The organism is Roseibium sp. MB-4 (assembly GCF_053005265.1).
Genome location: NZ_JBRKQB010000001.1, coordinates 1548791 through 1571324, shown reverse-complemented (window position 1 = coordinate 1571324; position 22534 = coordinate 1548791). Strand labels below are relative to the sequence as shown.

Sequence of the window (22534 nt, the reverse complement as noted above, 5' to 3'; positions counted from 1 at the left end):
AAGGGCGCCAGATTTTATAAAAGAATCCCGACATTCCAACCTGCGGAGACGACGAGCCCCATGGCGCGCCAGTTCATCTATCACATGCATGGCCTGTCCAAGGCCTACAACGACAAGAAAGTCCTCGACAACATCCACCTGTCGTTCTACCCGGACGCCAAGATCGGTATCTTAGGGCCCAACGGGGCCGGTAAGTCGACGCTTTTGAAGATCATGGCCGGGCTCGATACCGAATACTCCGGTGAGGCTTGGGCCGCGGAAGGCGCCAAGGTCGGTTACCTGCCGCAGGAGCCGAAGCTCGACGAGACCAAGACGGTTCTGGAAAACGTCATGGAAGGCGTTGCCCACAAGCAGGCCAAGCTCGACCGCTACAACGAGCTGATGATGAATTACTCCGAGGAGACCGCCGACGAGGGCGCAGCTCTTCAGGACGAGATCGACGCGCAGGACCTGTGGAACCTGGAAAGCCAGGTGGAAATGGCGATGGAAGCGCTGCGCTGCCCGCCGTCCGACGCTTCCGTTGAAAATCTCTCCGGTGGTGAGCGCCGCCGGGTGGCGCTCTGCAAGCTGCTCTTGTCCGAGCCTGATCTTCTGCTGCTCGACGAGCCAACCAACCACTTGGACGCGGAAACCGTTCACTGGCTGGAGCGGCACTTGCGCGAGTTCAAAGGTTCCGTCCTGATCATCACCCACGACCGCTACTTCCTCGACAACGTCACCGGCTGGATCCTGGAGCTCGACCGCGGTCAGGGCATCCCGTACGAGGGCAACTACTCCGTTTATCTGGAGAAGAAGGCCAAGCGCATGCAGCAGGAGGGGCGTGAAAACATGGCCCGCTCCAAGGCGATCGACCGCGAGCGCGAGTGGATGGGCATGTCCCCGAAAGGCCGCCAGACCAAATCAAAAGCCCGTATCAAGGCCTATGAAGACCTGGTCGCGATGCAGGAAGAGCGTTTGCCGACCATCGAGCAGATCCTCATTCCGGTCGGCGAGCGCCTTGGCGCCAACGTCATCGAGCTGGACGGCGTCTCCAAGGGTTTTGAAGACCGCCTTCTGATCGACGATCTGTCCTTCAAGCTGCCGCGCGGCGGCATTGTGGGCGTGATCGGTCCGAACGGTGCCGGCAAGTCGACCCTTTTCAAGATGCTGACCGGTCAGGAAACCCCGGACAACGGCAAAATCACCGTCGGTGAGAGTGTGCATCTCGGCTATGTCGATCAGTCCCGCGACAAGCTGGACCCGAACAAGACGGTTTGGGAAGAGATTTCCGACGGCAACGAGATCATTTATCTCGACGGCAAGGAGATCAACTCGCGCGCTTACTGCTCGTCCTTCAACTTCAAGGGCCCGGCTCAGCAGGCGAAGGTCGGCGATCTCTCCGGTGGTCAGCGCAACCGCGTGCACCTTGCCAAGGTCCTGAAACAGGGCGCCAACGTTCTCCTGCTCGATGAGCCGACCAACGATCTCGACACCGAGACGCTGGCAGCTCTGGAAGACGCGCTGGAAAACTACGCCGGCTGCGCCGTCGTGATCTCGCACGATCGTATGTTCCTTGACCGTCTGGCAACGCACATGCTCGCCTTTGAAGGCGACAGCCATGTGGAGTGGTTCGAAGGCAACTTCGAAGACTACGAGAAGGACAAGGTCCGCCGCCTCGGTGCCCACGCCGCCGACCCGCGCCGCATCAAGTATAAGCCTCTGACGCGTTAAGTAGGCGCGGTAATTTTAAAGCTTGTAGAGCTTGTTGAAGAAGGCGGGGCTTTGCTCCGCCTTCTTTGTTGCTGGATCAAGGGTTTTTTTACTCCCATTCACATTCCGGTGGCCCCATGTCTGCGCGCCAATTGTCGACGGGGACTGACCTGAAACTGGTGCGGAACGGCTTGCCGTCCTTGAAACCCTTGCCGGTGAGAAGATTGACGTCGCACTCTCCGGTCAAGACATCGCCATTCGCGTCAACAGCCAGCGTGTCATAGAAGGAGTAGGTGTAGCCACCGACCACAAACCGGCCGTCGCGGTGAACAATGGTGAGCCTCTGCTGCCACCGGTGGCGGCCTATGGCAATGTTTTCGGATTGGAGTCGGAGCGCTCCATTTTCCGCCGTGGATAAGGACGCGTCAGTGCCCCCAATACCGGTCACTGCAATCCCGGGGGCATACGCTTCAAGAGTAAGATCCCAGCCATCCCGGCTGAAGAGATACAGATCTGCATCTTCTTCTCCCGTCACCAGCACAGCCTTGTAGTAGTTGCTGTCTTGATACCCGCTGACCGCGGACAGGACGCTCGCAACGCTCACTTTTGGCTCGTCTGCAGAAGCCCCGAAGGTGAGGAGAAACGTCGAAAGGATGATCGCTGATAGCTTGGCCATGGTGTCTCTCCGATTGAGGCTGCACAAGTCTAATCCGCAAAACTCAAAAGCGAAGCGTCGATTTACAGTGTCCAAAAATCCTTAAAATTGTTAATGTCATTTCATATATCCCCTGGGTTGCGCGGTTGGCATGATTGACAGTTTCGAGACGTTTTCCGTTCTGCTCCTGATCCTTCCGGGCATTCTGGGCTTTTTCGTCTACAATTAGGTGTCGGATTTCAAGGTGAAGGACACATTGCCGTCGGTGTCCTGGGTGATCTTCTTTTTGCTGGCAACGCAGATCACATCCATCGGGTTGTTCGGCCAGAGCTTCTTTCCCGATCTTGCCTCTGAAACCAAACCGGGCGCACAGCAGAAGATTACGGCCTATCTCGGCGACATCTCGGCAACGCCCCTGGTCGTTGCAGCTGCTTACGGCATTCTGTTCGGGTTCTTGAAAAACTACTCCTTCAGCCACCGCATCCTCAAAACCTTGAAATTCTCAAAGCGGATCAGCAGCCGGCAGCCTTGGAATGAGGTGTTTCACGAAAGGCGAGGTATTTGGGTTGTGGTGCGCTTCAAGGACGGCACGGCGCTCTCCGGCTGGCCGCATTATTACGCCGATGACCAGGGCGGGGAGACACAGCAGCTCTATTTGAAGCAAGCCGTCTGGTTTGTGCCGGTGGGCGAAAGCAAGACCTTCGTCCCCTCAGCCGGCACGCAAGTTCAGCAAGTTCCGGCTGGTGAAGTTCTGTTGCCGGACATGTCGAATGTCGTCGCGATCGAGTTGGAGGAGGACTAAGCCATGGTGGATCGCAAGAAACCGAAGGATGATCAAAAGAGGGTCGTGAACGCGCCATTTCCGGGTGGTGTTTTACCTGGGCTCGGTGGCGGGCATGGGCCGTCGCATGACGATGTGGCGCCCTTGAGTGTCAGTCAGGGAGATGCGCCAAAGGGACCCAGAAAGGTACCTGGCGGCGGGACGCCCTATACGCCGCCATCCGGAACATCGACCGAATAAGGCGTGAGAATTCTCTCTGCTGAGGACCTGCCAAGACGTGAATAGGGAGCACGCTCTCCTGTGTCTCCTGCTGTGTGGTGCATTTGGCCGACCTTACGAAATCTTCATCGCAGCGCCGTCTTTTCGGTGCAATTTGCGCAAAGAGTGTTCTCCATCACATGTACGCCAAAGGACATTTGCCACTCTGCTGGCAGGAACCAAAGGTGTTTCGATAGGAGGGTTTCATGAAATTTGCTTTACCCGTATCTGCCATGGTGGCGGGAAGTCTCATTTGCGGTGTGGCTTTTGCCCAATCCCAGAATTTGGCCCAAACACAGCCCCAGACCGCAGTGCCGGTTCAAGGCGATCCGGCGCCGCCGCCAGCTTATGACTATGTCCAGCAGGCCGGCGCCATGACCTTTGACGGGTCGACGCTAACCCTGAACGATGCGAACACAGGTGTCCTGTTCTTTTCCGAGCGCCCGTATCGTCTTGGCGGCCAGGTCAGCAACGCAGATTTTTCCGAATACTGGAACGCGGGCAACACGTTTGCCGACGTGCCACCGAATGCTGTGGTCAGCGTTTTGAGTGAGACCAGCACGGCACCGGCGCTTGTTGAACTGACATCGGCGAAGACCGAAGGCTCGAGCGTTGTCTATGACGTAAAGGTCCTGCGCGGTGATTTGCCGGAAAGTGCGACCGGTGTGGCGCTCTTTATCGACCACGGACCTCGGCCGCATCACCATGGCGCAACCGCAGCGGCCCCTGGCGCTGCGCCGGGCGGCGTTGGTTTTGAGCCCTATGGCCCTTATTGCTATCACGCACCGCAAGATCCGCGCTGCCGGGCCTGGCACCACCCGGTTCACCCCTACCATCCGTATTATCCGCCTTACGGCCCGTACTATCATCCGGGCGCAGCTTATGCAGCGGGTGTTGCAACAGGGGCAGCGATCGCGAATGCCAACAAGCAGCCGACCTACTACTATTACCCGATCCCGACAGGCGCGTTGCCGCCGAACTGCTGGATCAACTCGCAGCACACGCAAATGGTGTGCGCGGTTCCGATCCAGTAGTTGAAACAAAACAGTTGGAGCAGATCGCCCCGCGGCAGATGCCGTGGGGCGATCATCTTATGCGCTGCACAAATATATTGTGCGCTGCCGTTGCGTGAGGGCGCCCTTCCTGCTAGCGTTCAATTCCTGATTGAGCATGTCAGGAGGATACAATGCGGAAGTCCGTCTGCCGGTCCAAATTCCCTGCACTGTCTTTGCCGATCGTTCTCGCCCTCGGGTCGGCGGCGTTTGTAACGCCGTTCATGAGTTCGGCGGCAACTGCAGACCCACTTCCCAAACTGACCCTGGCTGTGCAGGAGACGACAGTTTCAGGGCTGTCCAGTGGCGCGTTCATGAGTGTGCAGCTGCAAACGGCCTTTTCCAGCAACATCTCCGGTGCAGGCGTTGTCGCGGGCGGACCTTATGGCTGCGCTGTTGTCCAGTCCTGGTGGAATGCGTTTGTCTATTATCGCGCGTTGAAGGCGGTTGGCGTTTGCATGGACAATGCCCCGTCAGCACCCGACCCGACCGAAGCTCTGCAGGTGATGCGCGACAATTCCGGGTAAATTGATCCGATTGCCGGAATTGCCGATGACCGCATTTATCTGTTTCACGGCGACGCTGACGACACGGTACATGGCCCGACGATGGATGCCTTGAGACAGGTCTACGCGGATCTCAATGTGCCGACAGAAAGCATTCGCTACGTCGATGACATCAATGCAGGGCATGGCTTTCTGACAGCTGCCGATGCCGAAAACACCTGTCCGGCCGACCCTGACGCCGCAAAGGCGGACCTGACCTGTGGTGTGGTGGCCTGTTCCACGACCGCGCCCGACTATCTAAACAGTTGCGACGCGCCCCAGGGAGCAACAGAGAAGATCGAGCAGGCACGGGATATTCTCAACTGGCTATACGGCCCGCTCGCCCCGGCAACCGCGCCCGTCGACGCCAATTTCAAGACATTTGATCAAACGCTTTACACAAACGGCGCGACCGGAATGGGGGACATCGGATTTGCCTATATTCCAACGGCCTGTTCTGAGGGAGAAAGCTGCCGGCTGCATATCGCGCTGCATGGCTGTGAGCAGACCAGAGGCCAGATCGGTGAGAAATACGCCCGGCTCACACAGTTCAACCGATGGGCGGAAAGTAACCGCATTGTTGTGCTTTATCCGCAGGCAGAGGTCATTCCGGGCAATTTTTTCAACGGGTACGGTCTTGCGGGCGGCAACCCAAAGGGATGCTGGGATTGGTGGGGCTACAGCAGTTCTGATTTCTTGACCAAGGACGCTCCGCAAATGGCCGCAATCGCAAAGATGGCGGAGGCACTTGGCGCGCCGATTGCCGAAACCTCACCGCTCAATTGACGAAGCAACCGTTTTGTTCGCGATTGCTGTCAGGCGATGTTGAGAAACCGGATGATGTCTTCCGAGCTTTGTGTGATGTCGTCCGAGATCTTCTTGATTTCGTCCGTCAATGCCCGGAATTCTGAGCCATGAGATCCGGCCCTCGTGGCTGAAATCTTTGCGTTCAGCGCGATCATGCGGGATATCTTTGAGGCGCGTTGGATGTCCTCAACCGCAGTGCGGACCCGGTCAATCTCAAGTGTACGTTGTTCATCGCGTGTGGCTGTGGCTGCCTGGAAATCCGCTTCGAGCGCCCCGACGATCTTTTGCAAGACCGCGAGGGTGTCGGTCAGGACAAAAGTGGAAAAGTCTTCAAGCTCCTTCTGCCGCCGTGTTTTGCCAGCTGCCAAAGTGGCTATGGTGTGCCGGGTCTCACTGACAAACCGGTTGATGACCGCGTGCCCTTCAATTCCGTCACGGCCATTCAGTATCGCGGCAACCTCCGCGCAGTCCCAATGGGGCAAACCGAGGTCTTTGTCGCCCTCGCACAGGATCTTGAAACCGGTTTCAAAGTCATCGGCGGCGGCCTTCAGCATATCCAGGTGATGATCAGAGGTGGTGAGCTTGTCCGATGGGCCATCCGTGGACCGTGCGTTCAAAACGACAGACAGGAAACCAACCCGCTGTGACAACATCCGTTGGCGTCCAGCTATGTTGATCAGTCGTGCGAAGGTGTTCTCGTTGAAATCCGCCTGTGCCATGAAGAATGCTCAGCTTTGTATACGTTGACAAAGCGTACCGTCCTGACTTGTGCAGCGCGAAGAGGAAATCTTGTGCAGGTTGCATAAATGTTGACTATCAGCCAAGGGTATCAATCCAATGGCGTTGTCAAAACCACTTATATTCAAGTTTATAAGGACAAGGTTTCTGCGGCAGTCCGGTTTTCTGAAGAAACTGGCGGTCGAGCGAGATCGGGAAAAGTACGGCGGCGCTATATTGTGCCGTCAGTCCAGTTCATGATGATCTTCCGGATCGTGCCATCGGCGGTCATTTGTTTCAGGACATTGTCCATGTCGGCAATGAAGGTATCGCCGTCCTCCGCGCTCCAATGCTGGCTGTAGCCGATATGGGCGGTTTCCGTGTGGACTTCCCGGATCGGTTTGATCTTGTCGAAGTTGTTGGACTGGATGGAGATTTCGACTGCCTCTTGTTGTTGCACATAACAATCGGCGCGGCCTAATTGCAAAAGACGCAAATTGGCATCAGTCGTCTGTTCTTCAATGAGCTGGATTTTACCTTTCAATACCATCTCAAAAAACTCCGTGCCCGGAGTTGAGAAACCGGCATTGTTGCTAAACAGCAGCCCGGCGTAGTCCTTGGGGTATTCCCAGTGGTCCTGGGCAACGCCTTCCCGGCAATAAACATAAATCGTTTCTGTCGCCATGGGCGTTGAAAAATGGCGGATCCACGGCCTGCGGATTGGCTTGCGATAGGTGCCGACCAGGCCGTTCACCTTGCCGCTTTGCACGAGGAACTTGGCCCGTGTCCAAGGCGCAGATGTAAGCTCGATCGTGTAACCCGGCAGCCGTTTGTCTGCCTCTTTGATAATTTCCGCATAGATCCCGGCGGGCCCGGCCTCTTCGGCCGTCATGAAGGGGGCATAGTCCGCGTCTTGAACGAGCGTGACGAGCCGCACGTCTTCATCTGCATCAGCATTCACTGTGCCTGCGCACATCGTCGCGACAGCGATACAAATGGTCAGAAGGCTTTGTCGTACGGTTTTCATAGGACTTGAATGACCTGTGGTGCGTACGCAGGTGTCATTCTGGAGGTTCTCACTGGCTTTTTGTTGTTTTGACGTTGCAAAATCGCCGAGCCTGTCTCGTATGTCGATCAGTGTGATTACGTAGCGATAGTTTTTATTTCAAGAAATTACGAAACATCGAAAGTGTCAATTCTCCATAAACGCGACCGTCTAGATGTGATGACATTGCGGTGAGGCCGGTGGTTTCAACTTCCAATGAATTTCGCAATGATCCGCTCAATCGTACCGTCAGCCTTCATACCCGTCAGCGTATCATCCATGGCCTTGATAAAGGCATCTGCGTTCGGCCCGGTCCACTTGTCGGAATACCCGATATAGGCAGCTTCCAAGGAAGCCGTCCCCGCAATCTGAACATTTTTGATGTTCTTTTCCCGGATCAGGACTTCCGTTGCGATGCGCTCAACAACGTAGCAATCAATCCGCCCGAGGGCGAGTTTGTCTAGGTTCTGCTCTGTCGTTTGGGCTTCTTCCAGCTTGATTACGCCCTGCTCGACGAGCTCAAAGAACCGGTCTCCGGGCGCCTTGTAGCCGGCGACATTGCCGAATAGGAGGCCTTTATAATCGTCCGGATAGATCCAGCCGGGCTGCGCGATCCCAGAACGGCAAAAGATGCTGACTTCTTCGAAAAAGATGGGCACGGACCAATGACGGATCCACGGTCTGTCCGTCGGCTTGTAATAGCTGCCGACAAGACCTTGCGCATACCCGTTTTCCACCAGAACCGTCGCGCGCGTCCAGGGGACTGCCTGAACCGAGAGGTTGCTCGCGTCCATCCGGCGTTGCGCTTCGAAAAGGATCTCGGCATAGAGCCCCGCCGGCATACCGTTTTCGACGGTCATATAAGGCGCGTAGGCATTGTCCTGCAAAAAAAGCACCTGATCGGCGGCGACTGCCGGCGGAAAAGCGGCCAACAAGAAGCCCAACCCAGCAATGAGATTGCGGAAGAGATATCTGCCGGATCGGCGGCACTGCAAGACGAGCAACAACAGCTGTTCCTTTCTGTTCGTCCCAGAAAACCACGGCGGTCTTATTTGTTCGTTACTTTCGCAAGTAGATCAAAAAATTGTCCCTGCGCAAGGCTGACCGCCGGCTTCCATCAATCATTTGCATGAACTCATCACAGGCTTTTGCTGGCGGTCAACGTTCCATTCCAGTACGTAGCTGGCAACACATGATCGAAGGACTGACACCATGGCCGACCGAGATACCTGCCTTGCCGATACACTGGACGTTACCCGCAAGTTCAAGATTGCCGGGCACGTGGAAGGCGTTTTCGGTACCCCGGTGACGGAAGACTTTCAGACCGAACCGGTCGAGCGTCTGGCCCTCACATTCGAAGGGGTGCCGGGGGATCGTCATGCCGGGTTTACCCGCAAGTCCGGGGGGCGCGAGCCATGGTACCCGCGCGGAACCGAAATGTGCAACGAACGGCAGATCTCCATCCTGTCTTTGGAAGAACTGGCAATCATCGCTGAGCGCATGGAAATTCCCGAACTCAAGTCCGAATGGATTGGCGGCAACATCACGCTCTCCGGCATTCCCAATCTCTCGCTGATCCCGCCGCGCACACGTCTCGAATTTGAGGGCGGTGTGGTGATCCGGATCGATGGTGACAACGCCCCGTGCCGCTTTGCCGGATCGGCAATCGATCGCCAGTTCCCTGAGCGCAGCGGTCTTGATCTTCTGTTCCCGCAAAAGGCCCGAAGGCTGCGTGGCTTGGTCGGTTTTGTAGAAAAGCCGGGTACGATTGCTGCGGGAGCGACAGTAACCGCGCACATTCCGGAGCAGTGGATTTATCCAAAGGCTTGAGTCTCGGTCGGCAATCCGCTTGTCTTCTCACTCCAGCCACCAATCAGGGAAGATAAGCCGTGCTGCCAATTCATCACATGATCGACCAAGGCCCGCGCCCTGTTGCGCCGTTCTCGCATGCCGTGGAAGCCGACGGCTGGGTCTTTGTGACTGGTCAGATGCCAACCGATCCAGATGCCCCGGATGCGCCCTTGCCGGCTGGCATTAAAGCGCAGACCGCGCGCGTGATGGACAATCTGAAGATCGTGTTGGAGGGGCTCGGACTTGGATTGGAAAATGTGACCTTCGCCCGGGTCTATCTGACCGAATTCGAACGCGATTATGCACAGATGAACGAAACCTACCGCTCCTACTTCGAGGAGGGGAAGCTGCCGGGACGGACCTGCATCGGTGTGACCGCGCTTGCTGTCGGCGCGTTGGTGGAGATCGACCTGGTCGTGCGTCGTCCGTGAGTCTTGTCAGGAGTTGATGTCGCCGGAGGCCGCTTCAGCATCGCGGCAGTCCGGCACCGCCGCATCGAACTTGGTCAGGAAACCCGGGTTGAGTTGAAGAAAGTCATTCGAAAAATAGACCGAAAGCGGTTTGTCCTGCTGAATCTCTGAGCGGATTTCGCTCAAAACTCCACGGGTGTCCAAAATGCTCTCCATAACCAGGTTGTTGGCGAGCACAGCGTCCACACGGCCGGCCAGCAACATTTCCAGAAGGGCATTCGTGTTTCTGGGCGGAAAATCCGTTGTGCGATACCCGTTCCGGCGGAGCCACGTTTGCATGTTCGCGCCGAGAAAGCTCGACGTCAGCATGGACAAGCGATTGGCTGGATCTTTCGGACTGAGGATTTGATCTTTGAGGAGATACCAAGTCCATGTCTGCCGGGCGATGATCGCGCTGGCCGTTGCATAGGCATCGCGCCGAGCATTTTGGGACGCAGCAAAAAAGCCGTCCGCATACCCGTTTTGAACCTCCAGCTGCGCGCGTTTCCAAGGCAGCACATGGATTTCAAACGCGCGATCAATTGCATCGAGTGTGCAGGAAACGACACGAACCGCAATCCCGTCAAAGCTCCCATCGGGCTGAACTGATCCGTAAGGCGGAAGGTCGTGCGTCGTTAAAATGACCGGTCCGGTTTCGGCTGCCAATGGTCGCGGCATAACACAGAAAGCCACCGCGCTGGTGAGTGAAAGCACAAAGGCCGAAAGGCAAGTCCAGCAGATCCTAGCTCGAGTCCGGTAAGATCGGAACACAAAGTTCCCCAACGTTCGAATCTTCAAAAACCAAGGGATTTTTATCCTGATTGAACGTCAGAGTAAAAGGGGCTCTTGCATGTCAGGTTAACAAGCGGCGGCCTGTTCCGCGCGCCGCCTGCGAAATGCCGATGTTATTCACCTTTTGAGCGGGTTTCGAACATCAGGCCCTTTGCGGACCTGTCCGGGAAGCCCTGCCAATAGGTGTGCTCCGGTTTGTCTGTGCCATCGTCATTGCGGGCAAAAACGCCATCTTCCGCCGTCTCGATCAGGTCCAGATAGGCGGCCTTGTCCGTGTCGTTCTTCAGGTGGAGATCCATGAAGGCCGTCGCGAAGTGCTGCATGATGTTGTTCATCCGCACCGTGTCCCAAACCGCATCTGCATAGTGTTCAAACGGCGCCCAGCCGAGTTCGTCGCTGAAGGGATAGGATTCCATCGGCGCGGGCATGGGAGCTGCCGCATTATGATTGGCGCTGATGAAGGTCAGAAGATGCCGGTCGGTTCCACTGCTTTCCTCCCAGATCTTGCGGATGCCGGTTTCATACTGGGAAACATCGTCGACGCTGCCGGCCACATAAAGCGCGGGGACGCGCACACCGGAAAGGCCCTCAGCGTCCCAAAAATCCCGGTTTCTCCCCCATGGACCGATGGCGACAATCGCCTTGAGACGCGGATCGATCAGCGCTTCGTGCTCCGCGTTGCCAGCCTTGTGCATGCCCAAAAGCCCGTCCGGCGCGCCCCACTCATAACCGATGGATTTATCGGTTACACCGCCGCCGGCAGAGATGATCGCGCCATAGCCGCCCATGGAGTAACCGATGAGACCGGTGCGGTTGGTATCGATCAGACCTGCCAGTGGCGAGTTATTGTCCTTGGCAAGCCGGTCCATCTCATTCAGCACGAACATCTGATCAAGCGGCCGGTTCACCAGCGTGGATCCGAAGGCTGCCTTGTCATGATAAAGGCTGTCGGTGTGGTCGATGGAGACCGCGACATACCCCTTGGTGGCCAGATTTTCCGCCATATGGCTCATCAGGAACCGGTTGCCCGGATAGCCGTGTGAAATCAGTACAAGCGGGTAGGGGGCAGAGGTTTTGGCAGGTGTAGCATCCGGTTTGGAGAGCCCGTGAATGTCGGCCTCGCGCTGTCCGTCCCGCAAGATGACCCGCATTGGTTCGGGGGCATCATGCGCTTCAGCCGGATAAAAGACCTCCACCGTCAAAGGGCGGTCATACCGCTCCGGCGTTTCATCTGCCGCAATCCGGACGATGTCATACTGGTCGGGATTGGTGAGTTGCAGCGTCATCCGCCCAACCTCATACGCGCCGTGAGCTGCAAGCTCCGGCGCATCAGGGCGGATAAGGTCGATTCTGTTTTCAGACATGGCTTCAGCCGAAACAAGACTTGTGAAAGTGGCGGCAACCAAAAGGGATTTTGGGGACAATCGGGGCACGGTGTTGGGTCTCCGAAGCATCGTAATAACTTACAATCTGCAACTTAAAGCCCAACCTATGAATGGCAAGGGTTATCAGCGTGCTGATAGTTCGCAGGCGACAAGGGTTCAAGGCAAAGAGCAACGTCGAACCTGCCAGAATGCCGCAGCGAACGGGCGTTTTGTCACAGTGCGAGATCGGCCTGCCGAGCTTACGTAAAACCACGTACATAAAGCCAGGGAAGGGCCTGATCGCGTGTCTGCAAAAACTGCCGAACAAGAACTGCTCATCATCCGCCTGCTGCTGATCATTCCGGTGCTGAACTGGTTTGTGAAGGACGCGATGTATGGTGAGGACGATGCCAAATACTGGTTCATCGGAAACCTGGCGATGGTTTGGGCCGTATCTATCTTTCTGTTCGGCTATCCCGCGATCATTCTCCCGGCACTGGCGATGGTTCCAATGGCGTTCCTCTGGATCCTCGACGTTTGCCGGTAGGAGCTACGCCTCGTCGTCCGCTTCCGCAGAGACCCGCTTCTGACTCCCCCAAGTCTCAAGCATGTCGTTCATGGCATCCAGTACGAAAAACCGGGCGGAGTCCCGGTCATATCCGTCATCGAGCAGGGCATCATAGTCCGTGTGCTCATGCCGAATGCGGCTGGTGGCCGCTTGCCACACGGCAATGGACGGCGGCAGGTGACGCAAGTGACCGGCAAGGGCGCCCTCTAGAATCGCTTCCGCATCCGCCATCGGCACACGTGGCAGCAATAAGCGCAGTGCCTTGCGCATGTCTTTCTGTCGTTTTGTCCCGGCCACCATGCATGTCCGGTAGCACGTTTGGCCAAATACGAAAACGTGCGGTCCGGTCTGAAAGTTAGATAAGAGATCCTTTTCTTTATCTGAGTGCTGACTATATTCATGCCATCATGTCAGACCGCACCCGCATAAGACTGCTGAATGCATTGAAAGCTGCCGGACCCCAAACGGCAGCAGAGCTAGCCGAGGAACTCAACGTCACATCCGTTGCAGTCCGCCAGCATCTAGACGGCTTGCTGGAGGCGGAGTTTGTTGAATTTGAGGACCTGAAAGGCTCGGTCGGCCGCCCGAAACGGGTTTGGTCCTTGAGCGCAAAAGGCCACGGCCAGTTCCCCGACAATCACGCAGCCCTAGTTTCGGGGCTTCTGTCCGGGGTGACCGACATATATGGCCCGGATGGTCTAGAAAAGCTCATCGCACACCGCGAAGATCAAAGCCGCAAACTCTATTCCGAGGTTCTCGGCCAGGAACAGGAGCTTCGGGGAAAAGTTGCCGCACTTGCCGATTTGCGGAGCAAGGAAGGCTACATGGCCGAGGTGCAGCGGGATGGCGATGCGTTTCTGTTGATTGAGAACCATTGCTCGATCTGTGCAGCGGCCACAGCCTGCCAGGAATTCTGCCGTTCGGAGCTCAACCTGTTCCAATCGCTCCTTGGAGAGAGCGTACTGGTTGAGCGCCAAGAACATCTTCTCTCCGGCGATCGCCGCTGCGTCTACCGGATTGCGGCTGCGTCCTGAGGTTTTGCCAAGGCTAATTTGCGCTGGAGCGCAGCAGGTCGTTGTGTTCGGCGCTGATTATTGGAAGGCCGGCGATTGTGCCAGTCTCGTCAATGCTTTGCTTGATGTCGGCAAAGGGCTTCGGCGGGCAGAAATGATAGCCTTGAGCGAACCGGCACTGTAGCTGTTGAAGCGCTTCGGCCTGTCCCGCATCCTCAACACCCTCGGCAACGCAGGTGATCTGCATGGACCGGCAGAGGTTCAGGATGGATGCCACGACACCGCCTGTCATTGGATCATCAAGACACGCGACGAAGCTCCGATCGATCTTGACACAATCGATCGGCAGGCGGTGCAGATATCCAAGGCTTGAATATCCAGTGCCGAAGTCGTCCAAAGCCAACCGGCACCCGGCATCCCGCAAACGCTTCAAACACGCTTCCGCCGCCTCGTAACTTCCAATGACCGATGTCTCGGTGATCTCGAACGTGATCCGTGTCGGGTCGACTTTGCGCTCCGCGATGATATCCAGCAATTTAGATACCGTTTCATGGGACGTGATGTCATGCGCTGACAGGTTGAAGGACATTCGCAGCGAATCAGGCAGCGCTTCGATCTGCCTGATCGCCATGCAAAACAGCTGTATGGTCAGCCTTTGGATCTGACCGGTTCGCTCGGCCACCTGAATGAAGACGTCCGGCGGAATGCGGCCAAGTTCGGGGCTGTTCCAGCGTGCCAGGGCCTCAAAGCCGATGATGGTCTGTTTCGAAAGCGCGACGAAGGGCTGGAAGTGGACCTCAAACTCGGCTGCAATATCGGCACATTGCAGGGCACTTTCGATGGCCCGTTCCGACCGGATGCGGGCTTCGTGATCAGCAGAATAGACGGTGACCGAACCGCGGGCCGTTGTTTTGGAATTGTAAAGTGCGTAGTCGGAGCGGTCGAACAGCATATGGGTCGTTGTGCCAGCATCCGGATAAAACGCGATGCCGCAAGAGGCGCCAATTGCAACGGAAATCTCGCCAATCTTGAACGGCTGTTGCAGGCTCTCACAGAGCGCTTTTGCAACATCTGCGGCGGTTTCCGGCGGTCCGAGATATAGAAGACCGAATTCATCCCCGCCCAGCCGGCTGATCTCCAGATCCTGTACCCCAAGCGCTTCCATGCGGTCGCCGACAGCCATGAGCAGCTGGTCGCCGACCTGGTGTCCGTAAGTGTCGTTGACCGGCTTGAATTGATCCAGGTCAATCACGCCGACGGCAAAGACGGCATCGGTTCCAGCAACGCTCTCGATCTGGCGGTCGAGCCGGTTGAAGAAATACCGGCGGTTGGGCAAGTTGGTCAGGAAGTCGGTCTGCGAGAGCCGCTCGTTCTCCGCATTGAGACGTTCCGTTTCCTGATGTTTGGCCGCCAGTTCGGAGCGGGACTTGATCAGGTTTGAAAAGGCCTCGTAACCGTTAAGCAGCACCTTTAGAATAACCAGGCACACCAGAAAAATGTTCATGGCAATCGCCGAATAAACATCTTGGCCTTTGCTCAGGTAATAGACCAGATAAGGCGCCGTCACGATGAGCATCACCATGATGGCCGCTTGCGGCAAATGCATCAGACAGAAAATGCAGCCGATCACAGTGATCGCGATGAAAAGGGCTACGTGACCCTGCTCGATCGCAGTGCCATAGCTTTCAAGGCTCAACGACCAGGTGATGTAGACGACGGCGACCAAACTGCCGAGAAGGACGGTTTGACGCAACTTGCGCACCGCCTGTTGCGGCCCGAGCTCAAGACCGCGGGACCGGACCCAGGAAACCAGCCGGATCGTCGTGAAGATCAGCATCGGCGCAAGGACACCGATGGTCATATAACCAGGTGCAACGTCGCGGTGCGTGTACGCAACGGCGATCGCGTTGACCATGAGCAAAAGATAGAGAAGCGGGATTTGGGAGTTCAGTTCCCGGCACTGGGCCTGCGCAAGTTCGGTGTCCCTGGGATCAATGATCATCCAACGGGCAAAGTCTTGAAGTTTTTTCGCTATCGCCCGCAATGCATCGAAATCCTTGTGCCTGAAAAACAGCTCAAAACGGTCTCTTAGTAAAAACACAGAGGACCACCGTTATTCAGAAATGATTGATATAACGTAACGGTATTGATTCGATTATGCTTGATGAAACTGGAAGTTCAACGTCAAAGGTTCGTTTGGGAAGAAAAACTGTAAAAAGTACTTATAATGACACAGATTTGAGTTTGTCAGGTTCTTAAGATTTTGTTGACCTTGTCGGCATGGTGTTTCCCAAATACCGAAAAGGAACCTTCGCTTGCGTCAACGCCTTGCGCAGAAAAAATCTGCGGCATAGTCTTTTTAAATCAAATCGCTTTGCCTTAAGTCGTTGGTGCGGCATTCATTCATCAACCCGCCCAAGGACCCGGCAATGCCTGCGGGGGATGTTGGTGTGAGTGGATCTGGAACGCCTCTGCATTGGGCCCGGCATTTGGCAGCCGCGACCGCCATTGCTTTCCTTGTTTCCGGTTGTGCGCTCTCTGAGGCCCCGATCCTTTACCCGCAAGGACCGATCGCTCTTGCGCAGCGAGATCTTTTATTCACGGCCTTTTGGCTGATGATGATCGTTGCCATCCCGGCCATCCTCCTCACGCTCTTGTTTGTCTACCGCTACCGGTCGCGGCATCACAGCACCGCGACCTATACGCCGGAGTGGGAGGGATCTTGGAAAATCGAGGCCGTTGTCTGGCTTGTTCCGGCCGCCATCATCATTGTTCTGGGCACACTGGTCTGGCGCGACACGCACAAGCTTGATCCTTACAAGGAGCTTGCTTCGGACAAGCCGCCCTTTGAAGTTCAGGCAATCGCTCTCGATTGGAAATGGCTCTTTGTCTATCCGGAGTTGGGTGTTGCCAGTGTCAATGAGCTGGCCTTTCCGGCCGATCGGCCCCTGTCCATCAAAATCACCTCCGACACCGTGATGAACTCGCTGATGATCCCGGCGCTCGGCGGTCAGATCTATGCAATGGCGGGCATGCGGACGGAAATGAACCTGCTTGCCGATGGTCCGGGCACATTCAAGGGCCGCAACACGATGTATTCCGGCGACGGTTTCTCAGACCAGCACTTTCTGGCGCATGCCCTGACAGAGGCGGACTTCACGGCCTGGAAAGACAAGGTGACCGGTTCGCCGGATGCCCTGGATGCCAAGACCTATTTGGAAGTCGCCAAACAGAGCGTTGCAAACCCGGTTGCCTATTATTCAAGTGTTGAGCCGAACCTATTTGGCCTGATCCTGCGCAAATACGCGCCGATTGTCGGCCCGCTGGAAAGCGAAGCTGCGGAACTGATTTGCCGGGGGGCTGCCTGATGCTGGGACGTTTGACGATTGACGCGCTGCCCTTTTACAGCTGGGTGGCCATGGGCGGGGCGGCCGTGACCGTTGGCGGCGGGATCGCAGCCTTTCTGCTGATCACGTACCTGCGCGCCTGGAAGGTTCTGTGGACCGACTGGCTGACAAGTGTCGATCACAAGAAGATCGGCATCATGTACGTCGTGCTCGCATTGATCATGCTGGTGCGCGGTTTTGTCGATGCGCTGATGATGCGCGCCCAGCAGGCGATCTCGCTCAACAACGAAGGCTATCTGCCGCCCGAGCATTTTGAGCAGATCTTCTCCTCGCACGGCACCATCATGATCTTCTTCGTGGCAATGCCGTTTCTGACCGGTTTGATCAATCTGATCGTTCCGCAGCAGATTGGCGCCCGGGATGTGTCCTTTCCCTTCCTGAATTCTGTCAGTCTCTGGCTAACAGCGGCTGGAGCGGCGTTGGTCCTGATCTCCCTTGTGGTGGGCAAATTTTCCCAGGCTGGCTGGACGGGGTATCCACCGTATTCCGGCATTGAATACAGTCCCGGTGTTGGCGTCGACTATTGGATCTGGGCGCTGACTTTAAGTGGTGCCGGCACCACCATGTCCGGGATCAACTTCATCGTCACAATCGTAAAGAACCGCTGTCCTGGCATGACCTATATGCGCATGCCCATGTTCACCTGGACGGCACTTTGCATCTCGATCCTGATTGTGTTTGCTTTCCCGGCCCTGACCGTGGTTGCCCTGCAGCTCTGGCTGGACCGCACACTGGGCTTTCATTTCTTCACCAACGGCGATGGCGGCAACATGATGATGTTCGCCAACCTACTTTGGATCTGGGGGCACCCGGAAGTCTACATCCTGATCCTGCCGGCCTTTGGAATTTTCTCCGAAGTGGTGGCGACCTTCTCCAGAAAAAGGCTCTTCGGCTACACATCGCTGGTCTATGCGACTGCCTGTATCGCCTTGCTCTCCTTCACGGTCTGGCTGCACCACTTCTTCACGATGGGGGCGTCGGCCAATGTGAATGCCATCTTCGGTATAGCCACAATGATCATTGCCGTGCCCACAGGCGTGAAGATCTTCGACTGGATGTTCACGATGTACCGGGGGCGGATCGAATTCCATCCCGCAATGGTGTTCACCATCGGTTTCATGGTGACCTTCGTCATCGGCGGTGTGACAGGCGTGTTGCTGGCATTGCCGCCCGCCGATTACCTGATGCACAATTCCACGTTCCTGGTGGCGCATTTTCATAACATGCTCATTCCCGGCGCTCTGTTCGGCTATTTCGCTGGGCTGAACTACTGGTTCCCGAAGGCCTTCGGCTTCAAGCTGGACGCCAAGTGGGGCATCCGGTCCTTCTGGTTCTGGTTTATCGGGTTTTATCTCGCCTTCATGCCGCTTTATGCCCTTGGGTTCATGGGCATGTCCCGGCGGATGGAGCATTACGCGGATCCAACCTGGCAACCCTTCCTCGTGGTTGCCGCACTGGGCGCGGTCTTCGTGCTTTGCGGCATCATCTGTATCGGCATCCAGCTCTATGTTTCCGCGCGCCAATGGGGATCGTCCCGCGACATCACCGGGGATCCGTGGAACGGCCGGACCTTGGAATGGGCGACGTCGTCTCCGGCCGCGCCTTACAATTTCGCGGTCGTTCCAACGGTCACCGATATCGATGCATTCCATGAAATGAAGATGCGCGGCACCGCCTATCAGAGGCCGGAGCGCTACGAGCCTATTGTCATGCCGAAAAGCACAGGCCTCGGCGTTATTTTGGGCGGGCTCTCCTTCGTAATGGGATTTGCTGCTGTCTGGTACATCTGGTGGCTGGCGGCGCTGATGCTGGTCTTGTGTCTGGTGTGCATCGGGATCCGGGCCTGCGACGACACCAGCGAGTATGTGATGTCAGCGGCCGAGGTTGAGGCAATTGAGACCGCCTGGCTCTCCGGGATCACTCCGGCTGACATGCATGACATGCGCGACTTTGAACCACGCGGGGCTGCGTCCGGAATGGCGCTTTCGGGGAGAGCGTCATGAGCGAGATGCTGACCATCCGAAACGACGCTGACCTCTTGGAGGAAGAAGAGCATCATTCGCTTCGCGGACGGGAGTTCGGCTTCTGGCTGTTCCTGATGGGCGATGCCGTCATTTTCGCGCTGCTGTTTGCGACCTATGTGGTCTTGTCCGGCAACTCGGCGGCCGGCCCGACCTCGCAACAGGTCTTCGACCTCAGCCACACGGCCATCGAGACCGCGTTGCTCTTGGTCTCCAGCCTGACCTTCGGCATTGCCAGTCTGGCCATGGACAAGGGGCATGGGCGGGCCGTCATTCTCTGGCTTCTGATTACACTTGGGCTTGGTCTGGGCTTCCTCGCCATGGAGTTTCTGGAATTCCGCGGCATGATCCTGCAAGGAGCGGGACCGGATGTCAGCGGGTTCCTCTCGGCATTTTTCACGCTCGTCGGGATGCACGGCGCGCATGTTGCCATGGGATCGATCGGCATCCTTGTGATGATCGGACAGGTTATGACCAAGGGACTGACGTTGCCGGTCCGCTCCCGGCTTAACCGGTTGGGGCTGTTCTGGCATTTTCTTGATATCGTCTGGATCGGGATCTTCTCGGTCGTCTATTTGCCCGGTGTGATGTAGGAGGCTGACATGGACCACACGGACCACACAGAACATCGCAGCCTTGGCACCTACCTGACAGGCTTTGCACTCGCGATTGTGCTGACTGCGATCCCTTTCGGTCTGGTCTGGACGGGCGCGCTCACCGGACCGGCGGTCTACGGTGTGATTGCAGCGGCCGCTGTCATCCAGGTGCTGGTGCACCTGGTGTTTTTCCTGCACCTCAATTTCAAGTCGACCCCGGGTGAGAACCTCTTCTTTTTGGCCTTCGCAGCCGTTCTGATTTGCATCATGGTCGGTGGCAGTCTCTGGATCATGTTCGACCTGCATCACCGGATGATGTGACGGTCTGAATTACGTGTTTGACGCCTGAGTTGGGACGACATTTTGTTGGTTTTTTGCAACCGATGTGGTTTTGCCTCAACAGCTGTGGTACCCACACCACATGGATAAAAGAGACCGGGCCGAACTGTTTCGCGAGCGTTTGAGCGCGGCGCTCAGAGAGCGGGAACTCAACCGCTCAGACCTCGCGCGGGCGGCTGAGCTCGACCGGTCCACGGTTTCCCAGCTTTTGTCCGAAGAGAGCCCACGCCTGCCCAACGGTCAGGCGCTTGCGGCTATCGCATCCGCCCTAAGTGTGTCCGCCGATTGGCTTCTGGGCTTGTCGGCGCACAAGGGCGCAGCCGCGGAAATCCTCGATCAAGCCGTTCAAGTGGCCGAAACCGAACGTCACCCGGTCGATGTGCATTTGCTCGCCTGGTACCGGGACGCGGTTGGCGCCAAGATCCGTCATGTTCCGGCGAACCTTCCGGATGTCTTGAAGACAGAAGCCGTTTTAGCTCACGAATATGCTGGCGAAACCTTTCGGACACCCGGACAGGCCATCACCGGTACACGCGATCAGCAGGCGTTGTTGAACCGCGCAGAATCAGACATGGAAATCTGTGTTTCGAAAGAGGCCTTGGAGGCATTTGCCCGGGGCGAGGGCATGTGGTCGGATTTGCCGGATGCTGTGCGCCGGGAGCAGCTGCAGGTCATGGGCGAAACCCTGGACAGATATTACCCCTCTCTCAGGTTGCATCTTTTTGGTGCCAGCGACCGGTTTTCCGCCCCGTTTACGGTGTTTGGCCAAAAATGGGCTGCGCTGTATTTGGGGCAGCGCTATCTCACCTTTTCCAACACACGTCACGTGCAGCTGTTTTCCCGGCATTTCGATGATCTGGTCCGCCACGCTCTCGTGCGCTCCCACGAGGCCAGTGACTTTGCAACGAAACTGTCTCTCGGGATTTGAACCGGATTTTAGGCACCAAAAGTAAATCCAGATTTTGAACCGCCTTTCGCGAAAGAAAGACCCTACGGCATGGCAACCATCGAATATGTCTATTCCGCGCATTCCGCATTTGCGTATCTCGGCTCCTCGGAGATCATGCGGATTTGCGCTGATCACAACGCGGTTTTGGTCCATCGGCCGGTGCTTTTGTCGCCTGTCGTCGAGGCTCAAAGAAGCCCGGCCTTCCGCCAGCGGACACAGGCGCATGTCGACTATTTCTTCGGTCGCGAAATCGAACGTTGGGCCGAGTACCGGTCCGTGCCGATTATCCGCAAGCGCCCGACTTTTCACGATGCAGACTACAGCCTGGCCTCGGGCATGATCATCGCGCTGGGCGAAACGGGCCCAGACACCGACCGGATGGCTCACGGACTTTTGGAGGCGCATTGGAATGAGGATTTGGACCTTTCAGACCCTACCGCTCTTGAGGCTGTGGCGGTGAAACTGGGGTTCGCCGCCAAGGAATTGCTGGAAGAAGCTGCAAACCCGAGCGTTCAGAACAAGCTCATGGAAAATTCGGAGTGGGCCAAGGAAAAGCAGGTTTTTGGGTCCCCAACATACATCGTAGATGGCGATCCATTTTACGGTCAGGATCATCTCTCACTGGTGGAGCGTGCTCTTGAAAAACCCTTCGCGCCATCGGACTGGGTCAATCCGCCTGTTGATGGGTAGGGCGCTGGTCAGACGAAAACTCTTTCGTAAATTTGCGCCGTGTTAAGTGTTTTGCCGTTACGTGAATTGTTTCAGGTCGTCTGTTGTGCGTTTGTACAGGCGTCCCTCACGTCGGAGACTGTCATGGTATCGGTCCGCCTTGGGCTGGTTTTATTCTTCGCAAGCATCTCCAGTGCATTGGCATCAGATCCAAACTGCACGCGCATAACCGCGTCCGCACACCCCGATTATCCGCCTTATCATTGGCGGGAGGGCGGGCGGATCGTTGGGGCAAGCGTTGACCTCAACAAAATGATCTTTCAGGAACTCGGTGTGTCGTTTGATGCGGTCTTCACCGGGCCCTGGAAACGCGTTTTGAAAACAGCTGAAAACGGCGACATCGACTTCTTGATGTCGCTGAAAAAAACGGATGAGCGATCAACGTTTTTGGACTTTACCGACACCCCCGCGTTCGAGAACCCGTTTACTGTGTTCACGTTGCGCGACCGGAGCTTCCCACTCACGGTATGGGAGGATCTGAAGGGCAGGTATGGCGCGAAAAACGCCGGAGACCGCTATGGAGAGCCTTTCGATTCCTATGTCGCCAATGTTCTGGAGTTGTCCGACAATTTCTCTTTCCAGGATAACGTGAACCAGCTGCTGGTCGGTCGGATCGATTACATTATCCATGGCCGCTACGTCGGCCAGGCGCAATTTGGCGCCATCCAGGGCGGCGAGGACATTGTGCCGCTGGACTGGAACGTGATGAATGGCTTTGTGCACAGTGGTTTCACGCTAAGTTCTCCTTGCCGGAATCTGAAGGACAAGGTGAGCGAGCGGTATGGCGAACTGCTGGCCGACGGGACAGCGGACCGGATCATCTCTGAAAACATCGGCCGATGGATTCTCCGAAGCCGGAATTACGAGCTGCGAAAGAAAGTCGTCGATATCGACTAAAACATCCGGC

25 protein-coding genes are annotated in these 22534 nt (G+C 56.6%); 17 read left to right on the top strand and 8 right to left on the bottom strand.

Annotation, left to right across the window (positions count from 1 at the left end; all coding sequences use genetic code 11):
* The first annotated feature begins 60 nt into the window (after positions 1–60).
* A complete protein-coding gene (gene ettA / locus ACVDG4_RS07330; protein WP_428527034.1) occupies positions 61–1710 on the top strand; it encodes an energy-dependent translational throttle protein EttA in 1650 nt (549 codons plus the stop codon).
* Positions 1711–1798: 88 nt separating this feature from the next.
* Here the strand turns inward: ettA and ACVDG4_RS07325 are convergent, their stop codons facing one another.
* A complete protein-coding gene (locus ACVDG4_RS07325; protein ID WP_447234542.1) occupies positions 1799–2365 on the bottom strand; it encodes a hypothetical protein in 567 nt (188 codons plus the stop codon).
* A gap of 223 nt (positions 2366–2588) precedes the next feature.
* Between ACVDG4_RS07325 and ACVDG4_RS07320 the strand changes: the two genes are divergently transcribed.
* The 5 genes from ACVDG4_RS07320 to ACVDG4_RS07300 all read left to right on the top strand — a co-directional run bounded on the left by ACVDG4_RS07320 (position 2589) and on the right by ACVDG4_RS07300 (position 5766).
* Positions 2589–3146 (top strand): DUF6338 family protein, encoded by a 558-nt coding sequence (locus tag ACVDG4_RS07320; protein WP_447234541.1) that lies wholly within the window; start codon positions 2589–2591, stop codon positions 3144–3146.
* 3 nt (positions 3147–3149) lie between these two features.
* Positions 3150–3365: a hypothetical protein gene (locus tag ACVDG4_RS07315; protein ID WP_447234540.1), complete on the top strand. Its 216-nt coding sequence runs from the start codon at positions 3150–3152 to the stop codon at positions 3363–3365.
* Between the two features lie 224 nt (positions 3366–3589).
* Entirely contained in the window at positions 3590–4417 is an 828-nt protein-coding gene (locus ACVDG4_RS07310) for a hypothetical protein (protein ID WP_447234539.1), read from the top strand.
* A 152-nt stretch (positions 4418–4569) separates the two neighbouring features.
* Positions 4570–4962, top strand: coding sequence for a hypothetical protein (locus ACVDG4_RS07305; protein WP_447234538.1), 393 nt, complete (start codon positions 4570–4572; stop codon positions 4960–4962).
* An 81-nt stretch (positions 4963–5043) separates the two neighbouring features.
* On the top strand, positions 5044–5766 hold the full coding sequence (locus ACVDG4_RS07300) for an alpha/beta hydrolase family protein (protein ID WP_447234537.1): 723 nt from the start codon (positions 5044–5046) through the stop codon (positions 5764–5766).
* A 29-nt stretch (positions 5767–5795) separates the two neighbouring features.
* On the opposite strand, the gene ACVDG4_RS07295 is transcribed toward ACVDG4_RS07300, so the two are convergent.
* The 3 genes from ACVDG4_RS07295 to ACVDG4_RS07285 form a co-directional block, all read right to left on the bottom strand.
* Entirely contained in the window at positions 5796–6506 is a 711-nt protein-coding gene (locus ACVDG4_RS07295; protein WP_447234536.1) for a type IV pili methyl-accepting chemotaxis transducer N-terminal domain-containing protein, read from the bottom strand.
* 230 nt (positions 6507–6736) lie between these two features.
* Positions 6737–7531: a substrate-binding periplasmic protein gene (locus ACVDG4_RS07290; protein ID WP_447234535.1), complete on the bottom strand. Its 795-nt coding sequence runs from the start codon at positions 7529–7531 to the stop codon at positions 6737–6739.
* 224 nt (positions 7532–7755) lie between these two features.
* The gene (locus tag ACVDG4_RS07285; RefSeq protein ID WP_447234534.1) at positions 7756–8556 is read right to left on the bottom strand and encodes a substrate-binding periplasmic protein; all 801 of its coding nucleotides are present in this window, start codon (positions 8554–8556) and stop codon (positions 7756–7758) included.
* Between the two features lie 205 nt (positions 8557–8761).
* Between ACVDG4_RS07285 and ACVDG4_RS07280 the strand changes: the two genes are divergently transcribed.
* Together ACVDG4_RS07280 and ACVDG4_RS07275 are read left to right on the top strand one after the other, a co-directional pair.
* Positions 8762–9379: an MOSC domain-containing protein gene (locus ACVDG4_RS07280; RefSeq protein WP_409690452.1), complete on the top strand. Its 618-nt coding sequence runs from the start codon at positions 8762–8764 to the stop codon at positions 9377–9379.
* Between the two features lie 77 nt (positions 9380–9456).
* Positions 9457–9831: a RidA family protein gene (locus ACVDG4_RS07275; RefSeq protein WP_447235093.1), complete on the top strand. Its 375-nt coding sequence runs from the start codon at positions 9457–9459 to the stop codon at positions 9829–9831.
* 6 nt (positions 9832–9837) lie between these two features.
* On the opposite strand, the gene ACVDG4_RS07270 is transcribed toward ACVDG4_RS07275, so the two are convergent.
* A complete protein-coding gene (locus ACVDG4_RS07270; protein ID WP_447234533.1) occupies positions 9838–10527 on the bottom strand; it encodes a substrate-binding periplasmic protein in 690 nt (229 codons plus the stop codon).
* 227 nt (positions 10528–10754) lie between these two features.
* Positions 10755–12005, bottom strand: coding sequence for an alpha/beta hydrolase family protein (locus tag ACVDG4_RS07265; protein WP_447234532.1), 1251 nt, complete (start codon positions 12003–12005; stop codon positions 10755–10757).
* 304 nt (positions 12006–12309) lie between these two features.
* On the opposite strand from ACVDG4_RS07265, the gene ACVDG4_RS07260 reads away from it, so the two are divergent.
* Positions 12310–12552, top strand: coding sequence for a hypothetical protein (locus ACVDG4_RS07260; RefSeq protein WP_447234531.1), 243 nt, complete (start codon positions 12310–12312; stop codon positions 12550–12552).
* 3 nt (positions 12553–12555) lie between these two features.
* Here ACVDG4_RS07260 and ACVDG4_RS07255 read toward each other — a convergent pair whose 3' ends face one another.
* The gene (locus tag ACVDG4_RS07255; RefSeq protein WP_133951052.1) at positions 12556–12873 is read right to left on the bottom strand and encodes a DUF2293 domain-containing protein; all 318 of its coding nucleotides are present in this window, start codon (positions 12871–12873) and stop codon (positions 12556–12558) included.
* Between the two features lie 107 nt (positions 12874–12980).
* On the opposite strand from ACVDG4_RS07255, the gene ACVDG4_RS07250 reads away from it, so the two are divergent.
* A complete protein-coding gene (locus ACVDG4_RS07250) occupies positions 12981–13607 on the top strand; it encodes a helix-turn-helix transcriptional regulator (protein WP_447234530.1) in 627 nt (208 codons plus the stop codon).
* A gap of 13 nt (positions 13608–13620) precedes the next feature.
* On the opposite strand, the gene ACVDG4_RS07245 is transcribed toward ACVDG4_RS07250, so the two are convergent.
* Complete coding sequence (locus ACVDG4_RS07245) at positions 13621–15687, bottom strand: putative bifunctional diguanylate cyclase/phosphodiesterase (RefSeq protein WP_447234529.1); 2067 nt, start codon at positions 15685–15687, stop codon at positions 13621–13623.
* 328 nt (positions 15688–16015) lie between these two features.
* Here ACVDG4_RS07245 and cyoA point away from each other — a divergent pair, with 328 nt between their 5' ends.
* From cyoA to ACVDG4_RS07210, 7 genes are all read left to right on the top strand, one after another.
* Positions 16016–16954 carry a ubiquinol oxidase subunit II gene (gene cyoA / locus ACVDG4_RS07240; RefSeq protein ID WP_447234528.1) on the top strand — a complete coding sequence of 313 codons (939 nt, stop codon included), beginning with the start codon at positions 16016–16018 and terminating at the stop codon, positions 16952–16954.
* Positions 16954–18996 carry a cbb3-type cytochrome c oxidase subunit I gene (locus ACVDG4_RS07235; RefSeq protein WP_447234527.1) on the top strand — a complete coding sequence of 681 codons (2043 nt, stop codon included), beginning with the start codon at positions 16954–16956 and terminating at the stop codon, positions 18994–18996. The genes cyoA and ACVDG4_RS07235 overlap by 1 nt, the downstream gene beginning before the upstream one ends.
* Positions 18993–19607 carry a cytochrome o ubiquinol oxidase subunit III gene (gene cyoC / locus ACVDG4_RS07230; RefSeq protein WP_447234526.1) on the top strand — a complete coding sequence of 205 codons (615 nt, stop codon included), beginning with the start codon at positions 18993–18995 and terminating at the stop codon, positions 19605–19607. The genes ACVDG4_RS07235 and cyoC overlap by 4 nt, the downstream gene beginning before the upstream one ends.
* Before the next feature lie 9 nt (positions 19608–19616).
* On the top strand, positions 19617–19931 hold the full coding sequence (gene cyoD / locus ACVDG4_RS07225; RefSeq protein ID WP_008189660.1) for a cytochrome o ubiquinol oxidase subunit IV: 315 nt from the start codon (positions 19617–19619) through the stop codon (positions 19929–19931).
* Between the two features lie 100 nt (positions 19932–20031).
* The gene (locus tag ACVDG4_RS07220; protein WP_428526990.1) at positions 20032–20877 is read left to right on the top strand and encodes a helix-turn-helix domain-containing protein; all 846 of its coding nucleotides are present in this window, start codon (positions 20032–20034) and stop codon (positions 20875–20877) included.
* Positions 20878–20946: 69 nt separating this feature from the next.
* Entirely contained in the window at positions 20947–21588 is a 642-nt protein-coding gene (locus tag ACVDG4_RS07215) for a 2-hydroxychromene-2-carboxylate isomerase (protein WP_447234525.1), read from the top strand.
* Positions 21589–21711: 123 nt separating this feature from the next.
* Complete coding sequence (locus tag ACVDG4_RS07210; protein WP_447234524.1) at positions 21712–22524, top strand: substrate-binding periplasmic protein; 813 nt, start codon at positions 21712–21714, stop codon at positions 22522–22524.
* Positions 22525–22534: the final 10 nt, after the last annotated feature.

What these genes read in the sequence shown, in the direction of transcription:
- ettA (WP_428527034.1), top strand. Translation starts at nt 61, where the DNA reads ATGGCGCGCCAGTTCATCTATCACATGCATGGCCTGTCCAAGGCCTAC.
- ACVDG4_RS07325 (WP_447234542.1), bottom strand. Translation starts at nt 2,365, where the DNA reads ATGGCCAAGCTATCAGCGATCATCCTTTCGACGTTTCTCCTCACCTTC.
- ACVDG4_RS07315 (WP_447234540.1), top strand. Translation starts at nt 3,150, where the DNA reads ATGGTGGATCGCAAGAAACCGAAGGATGATCAAAAGAGGGTCGTGAAC.
- ACVDG4_RS07310 (WP_447234539.1), top strand. Translation starts at nt 3,590, where the DNA reads ATGAAATTTGCTTTACCCGTATCTGCCATGGTGGCGGGAAGTCTCATT.
- ACVDG4_RS07305 (WP_447234538.1), top strand. Translation starts at nt 4,570, where the DNA reads ATGCGGAAGTCCGTCTGCCGGTCCAAATTCCCTGCACTGTCTTTGCCG.
- ACVDG4_RS07300 (WP_447234537.1), top strand. Translation starts at nt 5,044, where the DNA reads ATGGATGCCTTGAGACAGGTCTACGCGGATCTCAATGTGCCGACAGAA.
- ACVDG4_RS07295 (WP_447234536.1), bottom strand. Translation starts at nt 6,506, where the DNA reads ATGGCACAGGCGGATTTCAACGAGAACACCTTCGCACGACTGATCAAC.
- ACVDG4_RS07290 (WP_447234535.1), bottom strand. Translation starts at nt 7,531, where the DNA reads ATGAAAACCGTACGACAAAGCCTTCTGACCATTTGTATCGCTGTCGCG.
- ACVDG4_RS07280 (WP_409690452.1), top strand. Translation starts at nt 8,762, where the DNA reads ATGGCCGACCGAGATACCTGCCTTGCCGATACACTGGACGTTACCCGC.
- ACVDG4_RS07275 (WP_447235093.1), top strand. Translation starts at nt 9,457, where the DNA reads ATGATCGACCAAGGCCCGCGCCCTGTTGCGCCGTTCTCGCATGCCGTG.
- ACVDG4_RS07270 (WP_447234533.1), bottom strand. Translation starts at nt 10,527, where the DNA reads ATGCCGCGACCATTGGCAGCCGAAACCGGACCGGTCATTTTAACGACG.
- ACVDG4_RS07265 (WP_447234532.1), bottom strand. Translation starts at nt 12,005, where the DNA reads ATGTCTGAAAACAGAATCGACCTTATCCGCCCTGATGCGCCGGAGCTT.
- ACVDG4_RS07255 (WP_133951052.1), bottom strand. Translation starts at nt 12,873, where the DNA reads ATGGTGGCCGGGACAAAACGACAGAAAGACATGCGCAAGGCACTGCGC.
- ACVDG4_RS07250 (WP_447234530.1), top strand. Translation starts at nt 12,981, where the DNA reads ATGTCAGACCGCACCCGCATAAGACTGCTGAATGCATTGAAAGCTGCC.
- cyoA (WP_447234528.1), top strand. Translation starts at nt 16,016, where the DNA reads ATGCCTGCGGGGGATGTTGGTGTGAGTGGATCTGGAACGCCTCTGCAT.
- ACVDG4_RS07235 (WP_447234527.1), top strand. Translation starts at nt 16,954, where the DNA reads ATGCTGGGACGTTTGACGATTGACGCGCTGCCCTTTTACAGCTGGGTG.
- cyoC (WP_447234526.1), top strand. Translation starts at nt 18,993, where the DNA reads ATGAGCGAGATGCTGACCATCCGAAACGACGCTGACCTCTTGGAGGAA.
- cyoD (WP_008189660.1), top strand. Translation starts at nt 19,617, where the DNA reads ATGGACCACACGGACCACACAGAACATCGCAGCCTTGGCACCTACCTG.
- ACVDG4_RS07220 (WP_428526990.1), top strand. Translation starts at nt 20,032, where the DNA reads ATGGATAAAAGAGACCGGGCCGAACTGTTTCGCGAGCGTTTGAGCGCG.
- ACVDG4_RS07215 (WP_447234525.1), top strand. Translation starts at nt 20,947, where the DNA reads ATGGCAACCATCGAATATGTCTATTCCGCGCATTCCGCATTTGCGTAT.
- ACVDG4_RS07210 (WP_447234524.1), top strand. Translation starts at nt 21,712, where the DNA reads ATGGTATCGGTCCGCCTTGGGCTGGTTTTATTCTTCGCAAGCATCTCC.